17 protein-coding genes are annotated in these 17425 nt (G+C 67.4%); 5 read left to right on the top strand and 12 right to left on the bottom strand.

All coding sequences use genetic code 11. The features are described 5' to 3' along the window. Positions 1-29: 29 nt before the first annotated feature. The 3 genes from ASG69_RS09030 to ASG69_RS09020 are packed head-to-tail and all read right to left on the bottom strand — an operon-like array spanning position 30 to position 4079. Complete coding sequence (locus ASG69_RS09030) at positions 30-1739, bottom strand: glycerol-3-phosphate dehydrogenase/oxidase (RefSeq protein ID WP_027504787.1); 1710 nt, start codon at positions 1737-1739, stop codon at positions 30-32. Beyond that, the gene (gene glpK, locus ASG69_RS09025; RefSeq protein WP_056442937.1) at positions 1736-3247 is read right to left on the bottom strand and encodes a glycerol kinase GlpK; all 1512 of its coding nucleotides are present in this window, start codon (positions 3245-3247) and stop codon (positions 1736-1738) included. Before glpK ends, ASG69_RS09030 begins: the two co-directional genes overlap by 4 nt. A 31-nt stretch (positions 3248-3278) precedes the next feature. Then, positions 3279-4079, bottom strand: a complete 801-nt coding sequence (locus ASG69_RS09020; RefSeq protein ID WP_051613174.1) for an MIP/aquaporin family protein — start codon at positions 4077-4079, stop codon at positions 3279-3281. Between the two features lie 191 nt (positions 4080-4270). Between ASG69_RS09020 and ASG69_RS09015 the strand changes: the two genes are divergently transcribed. Beyond that, positions 4271-5263 (top strand): sugar-binding transcriptional regulator, encoded by a 993-nt coding sequence (locus ASG69_RS09015; RefSeq protein WP_051613126.1) that lies wholly within the window; start codon positions 4271-4273, stop codon positions 5261-5263. A 1-nt stretch (position 5264) separates the two neighbouring features. On the opposite strand, the gene ASG69_RS09010 is transcribed toward ASG69_RS09015, so the two are convergent. The 7 genes from ASG69_RS09010 to ASG69_RS08980 all read right to left on the bottom strand — a co-directional run bounded on the left by ASG69_RS09010 (position 5265) and on the right by ASG69_RS08980 (position 11007). Next, complete coding sequence (locus ASG69_RS09010; protein WP_056442939.1) at positions 5265-6140, bottom strand: SCO6745 family protein; 876 nt, start codon at positions 6138-6140, stop codon at positions 5265-5267. Between the two features lie 45 nt (positions 6141-6185). Beyond that, positions 6186-6950 carry an ABC transporter permease gene (locus tag ASG69_RS09005; protein ID WP_056442995.1) on the bottom strand — a complete coding sequence of 255 codons (765 nt, stop codon included), beginning with the start codon at positions 6948-6950 and terminating at the stop codon, positions 6186-6188. Between the two features lie 5 nt (positions 6951-6955). Further along, on the bottom strand, positions 6956-7732 hold the full coding sequence (locus tag ASG69_RS09000) for an ABC transporter permease (RefSeq protein ID WP_235578889.1): 777 nt from the start codon (positions 7730-7732) through the stop codon (positions 6956-6958). Continuing rightward, complete coding sequence (locus ASG69_RS08995; RefSeq protein ID WP_056442941.1) at positions 7729-8631, bottom strand: ABC transporter ATP-binding protein; 903 nt, start codon at positions 8629-8631, stop codon at positions 7729-7731. Before ASG69_RS08995 ends, ASG69_RS09000 begins: the two co-directional genes overlap by 4 nt. A 112-nt stretch (positions 8632-8743) precedes the next feature. Continuing rightward, complete coding sequence (locus ASG69_RS08990) at positions 8744-9394, bottom strand: response regulator transcription factor (protein ID WP_056442999.1); 651 nt, start codon at positions 9392-9394, stop codon at positions 8744-8746. Between the two features lie 5 nt (positions 9395-9399). Further along, the gene (locus tag ASG69_RS08985) at positions 9400-10518 is read right to left on the bottom strand and encodes a sensor histidine kinase (protein ID WP_056442944.1); all 1119 of its coding nucleotides are present in this window, start codon (positions 10516-10518) and stop codon (positions 9400-9402) included. A gap of 39 nt (positions 10519-10557) precedes the next feature. Beyond that, positions 10558-11007, bottom strand: a complete 450-nt coding sequence (locus ASG69_RS08980; RefSeq protein WP_056442946.1) for an Hsp20/alpha crystallin family protein — start codon at positions 11005-11007, stop codon at positions 10558-10560. A 241-nt stretch (positions 11008-11248) separates the two neighbouring features. Here ASG69_RS08980 and ASG69_RS08975 point away from each other — a divergent pair, with 241 nt between their 5' ends. Continuing rightward, complete coding sequence (locus tag ASG69_RS08975; protein ID WP_056442948.1) at positions 11249-11941, top strand: TerD family protein; 693 nt, start codon at positions 11249-11251, stop codon at positions 11939-11941. A gap of 4 nt (positions 11942-11945) precedes the next feature. Here ASG69_RS08975 and ASG69_RS08970 read toward each other — a convergent pair whose 3' ends face one another. Next, positions 11946-12827: a LysR family transcriptional regulator gene (locus tag ASG69_RS08970; RefSeq protein ID WP_235578888.1), complete on the bottom strand. Its 882-nt coding sequence runs from the start codon at positions 12825-12827 to the stop codon at positions 11946-11948. A 102-nt stretch (positions 12828-12929) separates the two neighbouring features. Between ASG69_RS08970 and ASG69_RS08965 the strand changes: the two genes are divergently transcribed. The 3 genes from ASG69_RS08965 to ASG69_RS08955 are packed head-to-tail and all read left to right on the top strand — an operon-like array spanning position 12930 to position 15870. Further along, positions 12930-14243 carry a CitMHS family transporter gene (locus tag ASG69_RS08965; protein ID WP_056442951.1) on the top strand — a complete coding sequence of 438 codons (1314 nt, stop codon included), beginning with the start codon at positions 12930-12932 and terminating at the stop codon, positions 14241-14243. Continuing rightward, positions 14240-15574, top strand: coding sequence for an acyclic terpene utilization AtuA family protein (locus tag ASG69_RS08960; protein ID WP_056442953.1), 1335 nt, complete (start codon positions 14240-14242; stop codon positions 15572-15574). The genes ASG69_RS08965 and ASG69_RS08960 overlap by 4 nt, the downstream gene beginning before the upstream one ends. Next, positions 15571-15870 (top strand): AtuA-related protein, encoded by a 300-nt coding sequence (locus ASG69_RS08955; protein WP_056442954.1) that lies wholly within the window; start codon positions 15571-15573, stop codon positions 15868-15870. Before ASG69_RS08960 ends, ASG69_RS08955 begins: the two co-directional genes overlap by 4 nt. 8 nt (positions 15871-15878) lie before the next feature. Here the strand turns inward: ASG69_RS08955 and ASG69_RS08950 are convergent, their stop codons facing one another. Then, positions 15879-17399 (bottom strand): alkaline phosphatase D family protein, encoded by a 1521-nt coding sequence (locus ASG69_RS08950; protein ID WP_056442955.1) that lies wholly within the window; start codon positions 17397-17399, stop codon positions 15879-15881. Positions 17400-17425 lie beyond the last annotated feature (26 nt).

Here is a 17425-nt window from a genome sequence, read left to right as displayed (position 1 = left end):
GGTGTTCTGGTCGTGCGGGGTGCGGAGGGTCAGCCGCCGACTCCCACGCGCACGTCGGGAGCCCCGAGCCGTGCGGCATCGGCGGTCTCGTCGTCCGGCTGCGCCTGCGATTCACGCTCTGCCGCAACGCGCTTGCGGTAGTGCTCGATCTCGTCGGACACGTGCTGCTCGTCCCACCCGAGGATGGGGGCGACCAGTCCGGCGACCTCGGCTGCGGCAGCTTCGCCGCGGTCGGCCAACTCGATCGACACGCGGATGCGCCGCGTCAGGATGTCGTCGAGGTGCTGCGCACCCTCGTGGCTCGCGGCGTAGACGGCCTCGGCCTTGAGGTAGTCGGGTGCATTCTCCAGCGGCTTGCCGAGCTCCGGGTTCTGATCGATCAGGTCGAGGACCTCACCGACCAGGGTGCCGTAGCGACCGAGCAGGTGCTCCATGCGTCCGACGCGCATCCCTGCGCGGTCGGCTGCGAGCTGGCGCGCGTTCCAGGCGCCGTAGTACCCGTCGGCACCCACGAGCGGGATCTTCTCCGTGACACACTCCGGAACCTTGCGCTCCATGTTGTGCACCGCGGAGTCGACCGCGTCCTTCGCCATGACCCGGTACGTCGTGTACTTGCCGCCGGCGATGACGGTGAGGCCGCGTACGGGGCTGGAGACGGCATGCTCGCGGGACAGCGTGCTGGTGGAGTCGGATTCGCCGTACAGCAACGGACGCAGACCGGCGTAGACACCGACGACGTCCTTGTGGTCCAGCGGATCCTGCAGCAGCTTGTTGACGTGCCCGAGGATGTAGTCGATATCGCTCTTGCTGGCCGCGGGATGCGCCAGGTCGAGCTTCCAGTCGGTGTCGGTGGTGCCGATGATCCAGTGGCTCCCCCAGGGGATCACGAACAGCAGCGACTTCTCGGTGCGGGTGATGATGCCCGTCGAACTGTTGATGCGGTTACGGGGCACCACCAGGTGCACGCCTTTGGACGCGCGAACCTGGAACTGCCCGCGGCCGCCGACCATCTCCTGGATCTCGTCGGTCCACACACCGGCAGCGTTGATGACCTGCTTGGCGTGGATCTCGAACGACTCCCCCGACTCGAGGTCCGTCGCGACGACGCCGATCACGCGGTCGTCCTCACGCAGGAAGCCGGTGACGCGAGTGCTGTTGGCGCACAACGCTCCGTAGGCCGCGGCGGTGCGGGCGATCATCATGGTGTGGCGGGCGTCGTCGACCTGGCCCTCGTAGAAGCGCACGGCACCGCGGATGGCGGAGCGCTTGCCCGACGGGAAGGATTCCAGCGTCTTCTTCTTGCCCAGGTGCTTGTGGTGCGAGGGCACACCGCGGCCGGCACCCATCACGTCGTAGACGCCGATACCGAGGCCGACGTACGGCCGGTCGATCAGCTTCTCGAGGGGGTAGATGAACGGCACGGGGCGGGCGAGGTGCGGGCACAGGTCGTTGAGGACCAGCGACCGCTCCTTGAGCGCCTCGAAGACCAGCGCGAAGTTGAACTGCTCGAGGTAGCGCAGGCCACCGTGGAACAGCTTGCTGGACCTGCTGGACGTCCCGGCGGCGTAGTCACGCGCCTCGACCAGGCCGACCTTCAGGCCGCGGGTGACCGCGTCGAGGGCAGCTCCGGTACCGACGACACCCCCGCCGATGACCAGAACGTCCATCTCCTCCGTGGCGAGACGTCGGAGTGCTTCCTTGCGTGCTTCGGGGCTGAGAGCTGTTGTGGTGGAATTCATTCGGCATCGACCCAATCGAGTGTTCGTGTGACGGCTTTCTTCCAACCGGCGTAGAGCTTGTCTCGCTCCGCGTCATCCATGGACGGTGTCCATGTCTTGTCCTCGGCCCAGTTCTCGCGGATCTCGTCCTCGCTCGCCCAGAAACCGACGGCCAGGCCCGCTGCGTACGCCGCGCCCAGTGCGGTGGTCTCGGCGACCACCGGCCGGACGACATCCACGTTCAGAATGTCGGACTGGAACTGCATCAGCAGCTCGTTCACCACCATACCGCCGTCGACCTTGAGCACCTCGAGGTCGACGCCCGAATCGGCGTTCATGGCCTCGATCACCTCGCGGGTCTGGTAGGCGGTGGCCTCGAGCACGGCCCGCGCCAGGTGGCCCTTGTTGACGAAACGGGTGAGTCCGACGATGGCGCCGCGGGCGTCGGAGCGCCAGTGCGGGGCGAACAGACCGGAGAACGCGGGCACGAAGTAGGCGCCGCCGTTGTCGTCGACGGAGCGGGCGTCGGTTTCGATATCTGCTGCGGTGGAGATCATTCCGAGGTTGTCGCGCAGCCACTGCACGAGCGATCCGGTGACGGCGATGGAACCCTCGAGGGCGTACACCGTCGGCTGGTCGCCGATCTTGTAGCAGACCGTGGTGAGCAGTCCGTTCTTGCTCATCACCTTGTCGGTGCCTGTGTTCAACAGCACGAAGTTGCCTGTGCCATAGGTGTTCTTCGCCTCACCGGGCGACAGGCACGCCTGACCGAACGTGGCGGCCTGCTGATCGCCCAGGATGCCGGCGATGGGGACACCGCTGAGCGAACCGCGCTCGCGGACGTTGCCGTACACCTCGGAGGAGCTGCGGATCTCGGGGAGCATGGACATCGGGATGCCCATGTCCGCACAGATGCTCTCGTCCCAGGACAGGGTGTCGAGATCCATCAGCAGCGTGCGCGAGGCATTGGTGGGATCGGTGTAGTGCAGACCGCCGTCGACACCGCCCGTCATGTTCCACAGGACCCAGGTGTCCATGTTGCCGAAGCACAGCTCGCCGGCGTCGGCCTTCTCCTGCGCGCCCTCGACGTTGTCGAGGATCCACTTGACCTTGGGGCCCGAGAAGTAGGTCGCGAGCGGCAGGCCGGTCTTCGCGGTGTACTTGGTGGCGTCGCCGCCGCCGAGCTTGGTGACGATGCGGTCGGTGCGGGTGTCCTGCCAGACGATGGCGTTGTAGACGGGCTTGCCGGTGGCGCGCTCCCACACCAGCGCGGTCTCACGCTGGTTGGTGATGCCCACGGCCGCGATGTCCTTGGGCGTGAGGTCGGCAGCGGCGAGGGCTCCGGCCGAGACACTGCGCACGTTGTTCCAGATCTCGACGGCGTCGTGCTCGACCCAGCCGGCCTGCGGGAAGATCTGCTGGTGCTCACGCTGATCGGCGGCAACGACGGTGCCCTTGTGATCGAAGATCATGCACCGCGTCGAGGTGGTGCCCTGATCGATCGCTGCGACGTAACGGGTTTCGGTCATGAGAGGTTCCCCTGGGTAGTGGAGTGGACGATCATGCGGACTTCTCGGGCAGACGGCTGGGCTCTTGCTCGTCGTCGCCGTCGGGATCGGCCGGCAGGAACCGACCCACCAGGTTGTCGTACAGCAGGACGCCGATGGGGCCGCCGATGATGGGCCCGAGGATCGGCACCCAGAAGTAGAGGCTGCCGTACTGATCTCGCCATGCCCCACCGTATCCCGTGATGAACGACGCCAGGCGGGGTCCGAAGTCACGAGCCGGGTTGATCGCGTAGCCGGCGTTGGTGCCCCATGCGAAGCCGATGGCCACGACGATGAGTCCGACGATCAGCGGGGCCATGTTGGACAGCGGCGGGCTGTTACGCGAGTCGGACACGGCGACGATGAGGAAGAGCAGGATCGCGGTACCGATGATCTGGTCGATCAGCGCGGAGCCGAGGCTGACGGGCAGCGTGCCGTTGCCGGGCAGCGTCGAGAAGATCGTCTGCGTCGCGGTGGTGTGCTCGGGATCGATCGCGTTCAGCATGTCGTTGTAGTTCCACCGCACCAGCAGCGCGGCGACGAAGGCACCGAGAGTCTGCGCGAGCGCGTACGGCGCGACCTTCGACCACGCGAAGCCCCGGAACAACGCGAACGACAGCGTCACAGCCGGATTGAGGTGCGCACCGGTGGCGCGGCCGGCGACGTAGATGCCGAACATGACGCCGAGGCCCCAGGCCCAGGCGATCGAGTCGTGGTCACCGAGGCTCCCGGACTCACCGCCGGAGACCACCTGCGCCACGACGCCGGCACCGAACAGAATCAGAATCATCGTTCCCGCGAACTCGGCTGCCATCTCTGCGGGCAGCCCCCACTTCGCGCGTTTGTCCGTCACGCCATCTCCCTCGTGTTTGTGATCCAGGCCATAAAGAGCAACTGGAAGCCATGCTAGGTGACATGCACGTTGTCGCAAACCGCGTGCACATATGTGCAACTCGGACCGGATCGCGATACCGCGGCGGTCCCGATGTGGTTTAGCGTGGGCTCATGTCGGAGCTGCAGATCTACGGGGAACACCTGCTCCCCGACGCGACGGATCCGCGCACGATCGACGCGGTGCAGGCGGCGCGGCTCTACTACTTCCAGGACTTGACGATGGCCGCGATCGGCCGCGAGATGGGCGTCTCCCGCAGCACGGTGTCGCGGCTGATCACCTTCGCCCGCACGTCAGGACTCGTGGAGATCAAGATCAGCACCGCTCTCGGCCAGGCGCCCGGGCTCGAGCGTGCCTTCGCCGATCGGTACGGCGTCCGTGCCCACGTCGTGCCTGTTCCGGAGACCGTCAGCGACGTCGATCGCCTGGACCGGGTCGCCATGTTCGCGGGCCGCCTGCTGACGACGTTCTTCGCCTCCGACATGGTCATGGGCGTCGCGTGGGGAACTACGGTGAGTGCCGTCAGCCGGCATCTCGCGCCGAAGCGCACGCACAACTCCCACGTCGTGCAGCTCAACGGCGCCGCCAACACACGCACCACCGGAGTGTCCTACGCGACGGACATCGTCCGCACCGTTGCCGACGCGTACGGCGCTCTGCCGCAGGGGTTTCCGGTTCCCGCGTTCTTCGACTACCCGGAGACTCGGCAGATGCTGTGGCGTGAACGCAGCATCAAGCGAGTGCTCGACCTGCAAGACCGCATGGACCTCGCCGTGTTCAGCATCGGCGTGCACGGCGGCGCCGTGCCGAGCCACGTCTACAGCGCGGGCTACCTGGAGAAGTCGGACCTCGAAGAACTCGACCGGGACGGCGTCGTCGGCGACATCGCCACCGTCTTCCTCCGCTCCGACGGTAGCTACGACCGCATCGCGCTGAACGAACGTGCAAGCGGCCCACGCCTGGACCGACTCAAAGCCGTGCCGCGACGCGTGTGCATCGTCGCGGGCGAGTACAAGCTCACCGCGCTGCGAGCGGCCCTCGCGGGCAAGATCGTCACCGATCTCGTGATCGACGACCTCAGCGCAGCGACCCTGCTGCAGGCGTAGGTCAGCCCTTCTTCTTCGTTCCCGGCAGGATGCCCGCGGAGATGACGGCCTTGACGTAGGGACGCGCGGAGAGAATGAGCTCCTCCGCGTCGTCGACACCGCGCCACGCAGCGGCGGCCATCGCGTCGGTGCGGTCCTCGATGTGGCGGTCGAGTGCGACACCGTCGTCCGTCAGAGTCTCGACGCCGTCGGCTGTCGTGACGAGACCGCGCGCGGCGAGACGCTCGGCCGCCGAGTCCCACTGCTCGTCCGACCACTCGCGCGTCAGCTGGGTGATGCGACGCCCGAGCACCCGACGAGCACCGGGCTCGGGGTGCTGGGCCTCGTGGAAGACACCGGCCTCCGTCGGATCGAGGTCTGCGTCGAGGAGAGCCGCGAGGTGGCCGTCGCCGCGCCATTCCCGCAGAACCGCGATGGCGTGCCACAACTGCAGGTGCGGGACGTCGGGCGCCGACGACTGATGCCACGCTGCGGACAGTGGGCGGCCGGCGAAGGTCAGCGTGTCGCCGATGCCGTGCAGGCGGTCGGCCAGCGACGTGAGGCCCGGGTCGGACACCGACTCACCCAGCGCACCTCCGAGGACGATGTCCAGCGCGTCCCATCGGCGCCGAGCCACGGTGTCGAGGCCGACGGCGATCGCCGCGGGCCAGGAGCGCTCGATCAGCGTGGTGTTGAAGCTGTAGAACGCGGCGGCGACCACCCCGGCGACACACGGCCCCATCGGCTCGGCGCGCGAGCCCACGTACCAGGCGTGTCCGTCGAGACCCGTGTCCCGGCCCGCCGCTCCGAGTTCGGGATTGAAGTACGCCGAGATGTGGAAGGGCTCGAACGTGCGGTACGCGGCGCGGGCATGGGCGGCTGCCGTGGAGTCGGTCATGGGTCGAACCTACTGATGACTCGCCCGCGCGGTACACCGCCTCCTTCATCGCGTGTGCACGTCGCGGCGATCGAGCAATCGGGTCGTGGCCGCCACCACGACCCCCGTGAGCAGAACGGCGGCAGTGACCACTGCGGTGGCTGCGCCGGTCGTCAGCGCACCGGGGTCACCGAAGGCGCCCGACGCGAGCTGGCTCGCCCGTGTGGTCACGGCGTAGGGAAACACGAACACGGCAGCGTGCCACTCGGCCGTCATCGCGACGACGGCAACACCTGCACCCACCATCGCCACCGCGATGGGAGCGGCGAAGGACCGCATCGTCATCGACAACGTCGACTGCAGTGCAGCGAGTGGGATCACGGCGATCGCGGTCAGTGCAACGACCGCGACGTACTGCGTCGGCAGCATGCCCGGCAGCCCGAACAGCAGCTTGCCGAGAATCACGACGGCCACCAGTTCCACTGCCAGCATCGCGATTCCGAGCGCTGCCACCGCGACGGTCTTGGCCACCACGATGCGTCCCGTGGGTGTCGCACTCGCCATCAGCGCGTTCCAGTTGCCACCTCGGTGTTCCGGTCGCCACACCAGCGATGCCAGCACGGCGACTCCGAGCGCGAGGGGGAAGAGTCCGAAGAAGACGGTGGTCCGGAGCCACAACGTGTTCCAGCCGTCCTCGAGACCGGCGCCGGACGCCGCGGTGTTCACGACGCCGAGTGCCGCCATGACGAGTGGGAGGACGACCACCACCGCCCACACCTGAGAACGCCTGAGCTTGAGCACTTCTGCCCCCAGAACCTCTGCATAGCGCATGAGCTTCATCCCTCCTGCCGGTCGAGCCGACGAGTGGCAAGTGTGAACACCACCGATGCGAGTACCGCGAGGACAGCGACGCTGCCGTAGGACGGCGTGAGCGTGACCACCGCGTCGCCCTGGTAGTCCGCGGACGCGATGAGCGACCAGTACCCCCACGGGGTCAGGTGCGCCGCCCACACAGGCAGCCCGAACGAGCACAGCGCGACGACCGTGCCGACGATGCCGATCCCCAGTGCGACGAGTTGATTGTCGAAGCGCGCCGAGACCAGCACCTGCAGGGCCAGCACCGCCAGCGCGACGACGAGAGCGGACACGGTCTGACCGAGCCACAGTCCGGCGGGCGGTGCGTCCGAGATGCCGCCGAGAACTCCGAGTGCGAGAGCGCCGATGCTTCCGAGGGAGGTCGCGACGACCACGTGCACCGCCGTGCACCAGAACTTGGCGCGGCACAGTCGCCCGGGTGTCACACCCGACGTCCGCGCGAGCAACCACCCGTTTCCCTGATGCTCGATCTCCACTGCGCGGCTGGCGATCACCGCGATGAGCAGAGGAGACGCGAGGGGAAGTGCCAGCGACAGTCCTGCGAGGGGAAGGCCCCATGTCAGCGGTTCCCCCTCACCCTGCGGGGCGCCGCCGAGCATGCCCACCATCGTCAGGGCGATGATTCCCAGCGCGAGCGCGGCACTGACTACGCCCAGGCGCAGGTGGCGATACTTCGCGAACTCGTTGCGCACCGACGACGTGCCGGACGTCGTCGACGGTGACAGTGTCGTGGTCACAGCCGACCCCCGCTCGTCAGGTTCATGAAGACGTCCTCGAGGGACTGCTCGTCACGGCGCACGCCGTACACGCCGGCCCCCGCCCCGACCAGGTCCTCCACGACACGCGCCGTCGTGCGATCGTCGATACCCGTCACCCGAACGGTGTGGCCGTCGACACGGGTCGGAAGCTTCTCTCGCAGAACCGCTCCGGCACGATCCGGGTCGACGGTGTCGATCAGCACGTCCGGTGTGGCCGCGCTCGTCAGATCGGAACGCGATCCCTGGAAGATCATGCGCCCGCCGCTGAGAATCCCGAGTACGTCGGCGGTCCGGTCGATCTCACCGAGTAGATGACTCGACACCATGACAGTCACTCCGTGTGACGCCAGATGACGCAGGAGCTCACGGATCTCCTCGATTCCTGCGGGGTCCAGTCCGTTCGTCGGTTCGTCGAGGACCAGCAGGCGCGGTTCGCGTGCGAGCGCCATGGCGATACCGAGGCGTTGCTTCATGCCCAGGGAGTAGTTGCGGACCTTCTTGTCGAGCTGGTCCTGCAAGCGCACCGTCCGGACAGCCCGGTCGATCTGGTCCGCGCGCAGTCCGAGACTGCGCTGGACGACGCGCAGATTCTCCGCACCCGTCAGGTGCCCGTATCCCGGCGGCGCCTCGATCAACGAACCGACCTGCGCGAGCTGGTCGCGTCGCGTCTCCCGCGTGAGAGGGCGGCCGAAGAGTGATATCTGACCCGACGAGGGCGTCACCAGCGACAACAACATCTTCATCGTCGTCGACTTACCCGAACCGTTGGGCCCGAGGAAGCCGTAGACGCAACCCTCGGGAATCCGTAGGTTCAGGTCGTCGACGACGGTGGTCGATCCGTACCGCTTGCCGAGGCCCTGTGTGTTGACGATGTCCATGACCCACACTCTGCCGACGGTGGGCGCGAAAATCGTCAGTCCGGGGACGGATATTCGGAGGTATACCTGAGTAGGAGATCAGACCGGACAGTGCATCGGCCAGCGCGTCGCATCAGCCGGGGCGCTGCATCAGACCGGACTCGTACGCGACGATCACCGCCTGCGTCCGATCGCGCAACCCGAGTTTGGCGAGGATCCGTCCCACGTGTGCCTTGACGGTCACCTCGGAGACTTCGAGCGACGCGCCGATCTCGGCGTTCGACAGCCCGGAGGCGATCGCGTACAGCACCTCGGTCTCCCGCGCGGTCAACTTCTCGAGGTCGGCCGACCTGGTGAACGACGGCGCCGACCCTCGGGTCACGTGTTCCACCAGGCGCCGCGTGGTCGACGGTGCCACGACCGCGTCGCCGTCCCTGACGTGGCCGAGCGCGGCGACGAGTTCGTCGACCGGGCCGTCCTTGAGCAGGAAGCCGCTCGCACCGCACCGCAGCGCCTCGAAGGCGTACTCGTCGAGGTCGAAAGTGGTCAAAATCAACACCTTCGGAGACCGGTGATCCTGACAGAGTGCACGCGTGGCGGCGACACCGTCCATGACGGGCATGCGCACGTCCATCACGACGACGTCCGGCTTCGCCGAGCGTGCGACCTCCAGGGCTTCCCGACCGTTCGACGCCTCGCCGACCACCTCGACTCCTCGGGACTGCAGAACCATGCGCAGGCCCGTCCGGACGAGTTCCTGGTCGTCGACGAGGACGACACGCATGGTGGTCACCTCGGCACCGGCAGACGCGCGTGGACGCCGAACCCGGAGTCCGTGGGGCCGACCTCGAGGTCCCCTCCCTGAGCCTCGACTCGTTCGCGCATCCCGATCAATCCGAGTCCCCCGGTTCCGGTTCCGCTCTTCCCATCGTCCACCACGCGAATGTCGACTCCGTCGTCGTTCCAACACAGCGACACACGAACATCGTGCACCTCGCCGGCGTGCTTTCGGACGTTGGTGAGTGCTTCCTGGATCACACGGTAGACGACCGCGGCGGCACCCGCACCGAGCTCGCGCGGTGTCCCTTCGTCCACCCGTACGACCGGGATGCCCACGGCGCGTGACTCGTCGAGCAGCGCGTCGATTCGATCGAGACCCGGTTGCGGGCCGACGGGGTCGTCGTCGGATCTCAGCACGGTCAGCATGGACCGCATCTCACTCATCGCACCGCGGCTGGTGTCGCGCACCGAGCGCATCGCCTCGGCCGCACGGTCCGGATCCGCGTGAGCGATCGATGCCGCACCCTCCGACAGCAGCACGATCGCACTGAGACTGTGCGAGACGACGTCGTGCAGTTCTCGTGCGATGCGGGTGCGCTCACCCAGAACGGCCATGCGGGTGCCGGTCTCGCGCTCGCGCTCGGCCTGCGCCGCACGCTCCTCCAGAGACTGCACGTACAGGCGCCGGGTTCGGGCCAACGTGCCGATGAGCCACGCGACGGCCATGGTTGCGACGAACAGTCCGACGTCTCCCGGTGACAGATCGTTCGCCTCTCGGTCCGGCAGCGTCACGAGAAGAGTCCACCCGGCAGCGACGACTGCCGCCGGTAGCGAGATATGCCAGGCGCGAGCGGACGCGACGGCGAACAGGGAGAACACCACCATCACGTCCGCCACCAGGGGCCCGAGGCCGAGGAGTACCTGCAGGTGAGCTGCGGCGATCACGACGGCGAAAGAGCCGACAGGATGGCGACGACGCCACACGAACGGCAGACACAGCCCCACCGGCACGATCAGCTCGAGGGGACTCGATGTGCCCTGAACCGGCAGGTTGTAGGCGAACACCGTCGCGGCGATCGCGATGTCGGTCGCGCGCCGTCGTCGTCCGGATGTCGTCTCCGTCGCCATCGGTCTCGACACTACGACATGGGCACTCACGACGAGTGCTCAGGACGCCGAGGCCTCCAGTGTCGTCTGTCCGCCGGTGTTCTCGGACTGCGCGATGCTGATCTTGCGCGGGGCGGCGCGCTCCGACAGCGGGATGTGTACGGAGAGAACACCGTTGTCGTACGACGCGGTGATGCGCTCGGTGTCGATGCCGTCACCCAGCGCGAGCTGGCGACGGTAGGTACCGGTGAAGCGCTCCGAGGTGAGCCACTGCCGGGAGTCGCCGCTCGGCGCCGAACGGTGGGCCGTCACCGTGAGGGTTCCACGGTCGACGTCGAGGTCGATCGAGCCCGGATCCACACCGGGGAGGTCCGCGTCGAGGACGTAATGGTCGTCGACCTTGTACAGATCCATCGGCATGAACCGCGGCGAACGGTCGGTGCCCGACCCGGCTCCCAGCAAGCTCGAGGTCACGGCGTCGAGGTCACGGAAAGGATCGAAGCGAAGCACAGCAACACACCTCCTGTATCTCGTGGACACCGAGCCCGTCATGCTCGGCTCCTCTGTGCGTGACACCAAATTTAGCACTCTCCACCCGAGAGTGCCAAGTACCCTCCAGATAAATTTCTGGCCGAAGTTGCTCTCGCAGTGCAGGACTGGTCGACGGTAGGTGCGGCCCGCTCACGGCGACTACGCTGAGGGAAGTGCGCGAAACGGACACCGCCGTTTCCGGAAGAAAGGCCTCCCATCCATGGCGATCGACTACACCAAAAGGCCGTCCACCCCCGCCCCGGCAGCGGGCGGTGTCAATCTGAGCAAGGTGACGCTGTCGAAGGCCGCGCCGACGGTGAATCTGGCCAAGAAAGGCGAGAGCCAGGGCGCGATGCGCGTCAACCTCAACTGGTCGCAGGGCGCGGCCGCACCCGAGCCGAAGAAGAAGGGCTTCCTCGCGAAGCTCGCCGCCGCGTCGTACGGCACCGGCGGCGTCGACCTCGACCTCGGCTGCCTGTACGAGCTGGCCGACGGGTCGAAGGGAGTCATCCAGGCACTGGGCAAGAGCTTCGGCGCGCTGGAGAGCGCACCGTTCATCCAGCTCGACGGCGACGACCGCTCCGGATCCGTCACGGGCGGCGAGAACATGCACATCAACCTCGCGCGGCCCGACGCCTTCAAGCGCATCCTCATCTTCGCGATGATCTACGACGGCGCCCCGAACTGGGCCGCGGTCGACGGCGTCGTCACGCTGTTCCCGACCAGCGGCCCGCAGGTGGAGGTGCGTCTGGACTCCGACAACAACTCCGCCCGCATCTGCTCCATCGCGCTGATCCAGAACACCGGCCAGGGCATCACGGTCACGCGCGAGGTCGAGTACATCCAGGGCAGCCAGGCGGACCTGGACAAGAAGTACGGCTGGGGCATGCGCTGGGCAGCCGGGCGCAAGTAGCCGGTCACGCGGTCAGGCACCGCACGAAGTTCTTGACGCTCGCCGTCTCGTGTCGGCCCTCGACCCGCACGAGCGAGATGGTCCGCTCGACGGTCGGTGACAACGGGGCGTGACGCAGCCCCGCGAACTCCATCATGGGCAGGACCAACTGCGGAACGGCGGTGACACCGAGACCCGCCGCGACCAGACCGGCGACCGCACCGACGTTCTGCGCGTGCATCACCGGCCCCGTGCGGACGTCGGCGTCGCCGAGCGCACGGGCGACGGGTCCGGCGATGCTGCTCTGGGACCCGAACGCGATGAACGGCTCGCCGGCCAGTTCCGCCCAGTCGATGTGCTCCCGGCCGTCGAAGGGGTGGCCGGCTGCGAACGCACAGTGAAACGAGTCCGCGGTGAGAGTTCGGTGGACCAGTCCAGGTTCGGTCGTCGGCGCCGAGACGAGTGCCATGTCCACGGTGCCGGTCAGCAGGGCGGTCAGCGCTTCCTGACGCAGCCCGTCACGGATCTCGAGGAGAACATCCGGGTGGTCGCGGCGGAACTGCACCACATAGGGCGGAAGGAAGGTGGCGGCGAGCGAGGGCAGGCAGGCGACCGACACGGTGCCGCGATCCCCAGTGACGAAACGGCCGATCTGCGCGAGCCCCTCGTCGAAGTCCTGCACCATCTTCCGGGCGTATTGCGTCACGGCGACACCGTCGGGTGTCACGACGACCCTGCGCGTCGTGCGCTCGAACAGCGTGACGTCCAGTCGGCGCTCCGCCTCTGCGACCGATCTGCTGAGCGAAGACTGCACCATGCCCAGTGCCGACGCTGCGGCCGTGAAGCTCTCGTGGTCGGCAATCGCGACGATGCAACGAAGGTGCGTCATCCCCAGGTTGAGGTTCACCCGCCAAGTCTATGCATGGGCGCCATCAATGCATCGGCAATTGATATTGGACTTGCAATTGTGATGTGAGCAACATGTGACGAAGTCCTTGGAGGAGGTCACATGGTTGCCGCGCTCGGCTTCGCCACGATCATCACGTTTCTGGCCTTGACATTCACCCGCCGGGTGTCGGTGTTGGTCGCACTCGTGCTGGTACCCATCGGTTTCGCGCTGGTCGGCGGCTTCGGCGCCGACCTGGGCGACATGATCGCGGAGGGGCTGATCAAGGTCGCGCCGGTCGCGATAATGATCGCCTTCGCGGTGCTGTATTTCAGCCTGATGGTCGACCAGGGGCTTTTCGATCCCGCGATCCGCCGCGTCGTGCGGTGGGCCGGAGGCAGCCCCACCAAGATCGCTGTCGGCACCGCGGTGCTCACCCTCATGGTCGCTCTCGACGGCGACGGCACCTCGACCTTTCTCATCATGGTGTCCGCGATGCTGCCGATCTATCAGCGCATCGGCATGCGGCCGCTCGCACTCACCGGCATCATCGCCCTGTCCGCCGGCATCATGAACATCATCCCGTGGGGCGGCCCGACGGTGCGCGCCATGGCGGCCCTCGACGCGACGAGCGCCGACATCTTCACGCCCGTCATCCCGGCCATGGCCGCGGGCATCGTGTGGGTGCTGTTCTCCGCGTTCATGATCGGCCGCATGGAGAGCAAGCGGATCGGCGCCCTGACGGAGACCGCCACGCCCGTGAAAGCCGGCCCCGGTACGCCCCATGTCGACGACTTGCCGGTCCGCGCCACAGTGCATCCCGCCGTCATGGCATTCAACGTCGTGCTGACACTGGTGCTGCTGGTCATCCTCCTTTTACAGTTGGCCCCGCTGCAGGTGGCGTTCGCCATCGCCTTCGCCCTGGCGGTCCTGGTCAACAAGCCGAGGTGGTCGGCGCAGCAGGAAGTGTTCGCCAAGCACGGCGGCAACGTCACGATGGTGGTCGTCATGATCCTCGCTGCGGGCGTGCTCACCGGAGTCCTCAACGGCACCGGCATGGTCACCGCGATGGCGGAAACCTTCGTGTCCTGGATCCCCGACTCCTTCGGTTCCTCCATCCCCGTCATCACCGCGATCACATCGATGCCGCTGAGCCTGGTCTTCACGCCCGACGCCTACTACTTCGGTGTGCTCCCGGTTCTCGCCGAGACCACGGCCTCGTTCGGCGGCGACCCGATGGAGACCGGCCGCGCCGCCATCCTCGGCCAGATGACCACCGGCTTCCCGCTCAGTCCGCTGACCGCCGCGACGTTCGTGCTGATCGGCATGACGAAGGTGGAACTGGGCAAGCACCAGCGCTTCATCTTCGGGTGGGCGTTCGGCACCACCATCGTCATGACCGTGGTGGCCCTCCTGACAGGAGCGATCTCGCTGTGAAAAAGACGATTCGCCTCGGCGCCGGTTCCGGCTTCTCCGGCGACCGCATCGACCCGGCCGTGACCCTCGCCGATCGCGCTGACCTCGACTACCTCGTCTTCGAGTGCCTCGGGGAACGCACCGTCGCCGCGGGCAACGCGAGACGGCTCGCCGATCCCGACACCGGGTACGACCCCCTCCTGCTCGCCCGCATCAGAGCGGTGTTGCCGCACGTGCTTCGCCGCGGAACCACAGTGGTGACCAACGGTGGCGCAGCACATCCCCTCGCAGCGGCGCGGCGCATCGCGGACCTCGTCGGCGGTCGGGCTCGAGTCGCCGCCGTGACCGGCGACGACGTCCTCGACGCCGTCCGCACACTCGATCCCCTCGTGTGGGAGACCGGCAAGGCCCTCTCCGCTCATCCCGAGAAGTTGGTGTCCGCCAACGCCTACATCGGAGCGGACGCGGTGCTACCGGCACTGAGCGCCGGTGCCGACATCGTCGTGACGGGCCGACTCGCCGACCCGTCGCTGTACGTCGCGCCGCTCGTCCACGAGTTCGGCTGGGACCTCGACGACGCCCGCACCATCGGTGCCGCGACCGCGGTGGGGCACTTGCTCGAGTGCGCCGGTCAACTGACGGGCGGCTACTACGCCGACCCCGTCACCAAACCGGTTCCCGGCATGGCCGACCTCGGCTTCCCGTATGCGGACGTGTCCGCCGACGCGGACGCCGTCTTCGGCAAGGTGGACGGCACGGGCGGGACCCTCACCACGCGCACGGCCACCGAGCAGCTGCTCTACGAGGTCGGCGACCCCACCACGTACCTCACACCCGACGTCACGGCCGACTTCCGGGCGGTGACCTTCGAGCAGGTCGGCCCCGACAGGGTGTCCCTCACCGGCGCCACCGGTCGCACCCGACCGGACGAGCTCAAGGTGACGCTCGGCTTCCTCGACGGGTGGATCGGCGAGGGCCAGATCAGCTACGCGGGACCTCGCGCGTACGAGCGCGCCCGACTCGCCGCGGACATCGTCACGCAGCGCCTCGCCGACGTCCACGGACTCGACCCCGACGGTGTGACCGTCGAATTGATCGGTGCCGGAGCGGCTTTCCGTGGCCTCGCCACCGACACCGCACCGACCGAGGTGCGGCTCCGCGTCACCGGGCGGGCGGGGTCACGGGAGGATGCCGACGTGGTCGGGTGGGAGGTGGAGAGTCTGTACACCAACGGTCCTGCCGGTGGAGGCGGTGCACGACGATCTCATGCGGAGGTCCTGTGCATCCGATCGACATCGCTTCCACGGCACCTCGTACACACCGAGGTTCACCTGATGGAGGGCACACGATGATCGTCGACGACCTGGCCGACGTCCGCACCGGGGACAAAGGCGACACCCTCATCCTCTCGGTCTTCGCACGGGACCGAGCGGCCTTCGAGACGCTCGAACGTGAGCTCACCCTCGATGTGGTGGTCGCGCACTACGGCGATCGCACCACCCGTGCGCCGCGGCGCACGGCACTGGACAGCGTCTCGGCACTCGTGTTCGAGCTGCCAGGCCAGCTGGGCGGTGGGGTCACAGGATCGGCGGAGCTGGACGGGCACGGCAAGGCGCTGAGTTACCACCTGTTGGGCCTGAAGATCTGATCGCGCGGTCAGGGCGCCGGCAGCACCTGTGTGAAGAGAACCGCCCCGGTACCGTCGCACAGGTTCACCGTCAGCGACCGCGAGTCCTCGTCGATCAGCACCTCACCGAAGTGCTGGAAGGTATCGAGTGGTGAGGCGTTCGGCTCCGGCGGTGCGTGCACGAACACAGCCTCCGGGCCGAAGGTGGGATCGAGGTCGTTCGGCCCGAACGCACCCGCGTTGAGGGGCCCGCTGACGAACTCCCAGAATTCGCGGAACTCCTGGTAGGCGGCGCGCTCGGGTGAATACCGATGCGCCGCCGTGTAATGCACGTCGGCGGTGAGCCACACGGTGCCGGTGACGTCGTTCCGATCGATCGCGGTGAGTACCTGCGCGATGTCGGTCTCCCGACCGAGCGGGGCACCGGGGTCACCGTTGCCGACGCCCTCCTGCGCGGTCTTGCCGTCCGGCACCACGAGCCCCAGGGGGAGGTCGTTGGCAATGATCTTCCACGTGGCCTTCGAGCGCGACAGCTCGTCGATCAGCCACCGTCGCTGTGCATCTCCGAGAATCTCCCCGGTCGGGGCGGTGTTGGCATTGTTCGCATCCTTGTAGCTCCGCATGTCCAGGACGAAGACGTCGAGCAGCGGACCGTAGGCGATCTTCCGGTACACCCGCCCGTCGACGGCCTCGGCGGGAGCGACCGGGAGCCACTCGTGAAAGGCCTGCAAGGCCCGCTGCGACAACAGGTTCACATCTTTCACGGTGTACTGCTCGAGGTCGAGAATCTCACCGGGATACCAGTTGTTGACGGTCTCGTGATCGTCCCACTGCACCACCTGCGCGACCGAGGAATTGAAGCGCCGGTAGTTGTCGTCGGTGAGGTTGTACGCGTACTGCCCGCGATACTCGTCGAGAGTCTCCGCGACCTTGGACTTGGCCTCGGACATCGTGTTCCGCCACACCCGGCCGTCGGGCAACGTGACACTCTCCTCGAGCGGACCGTCGGCATAGATGACGTCGCCGCTGTGCAGGAACAGGTCCGGTTCCCGATCGGCCATCGCTCCGAAGATGGTCATGCCGCCGATGTCGGGGTTGATCCCGTAACCCTGGCCCGCCGTGTCTCCGCCCCACAGGAGGCGAATGTTCGACGGCCCGTCGGGAGCTGTGGAGAACACCCCGGTGACGGGCTCCGACGTGGCGCCGTCCTCGCCTTCCAGCGTCACGCGGTAGTGCACTCGCTGTCCCGCCGGCAGACCCGTGAGGCGCAGCACGCCGGTACCGTCGGACTGCGGTGTGAGGAGAGGTCCCCGCGTCGTCGTGACGGAGGAGAACGCGTCGGTGGCCGACGTGTCGACGATCATCGTCGCGGGCGTGTCCGACCGTGCCCAGACGAGCGCACCATCGGCACGGACGTCGCCGCTCGCGACGCCGTGGGTCAGCGACGGGCGCGCCCGCACCAGGGTGGGCCCGGTGCTGCAGGCGAGCAACGGCGTGGCCGCGGCACCGAGCGCGGCGTAGCGGAACAGGGAGCGTCGCGAGAGCTGCATGCTCCGCACCGTGCCGCACGGACTTG

It is taken from the genome of Rhodococcus sp. Leaf225, from assembly GCF_001426145.1.
GTDB lineage: Bacteria > Actinomycetota > Actinomycetes > Mycobacteriales > Mycobacteriaceae > Rhodococcoides.
Note: the sequence above shows the minus strand (reverse complement) of the source record. Positions and strands in the feature narration are given on the sequence as shown.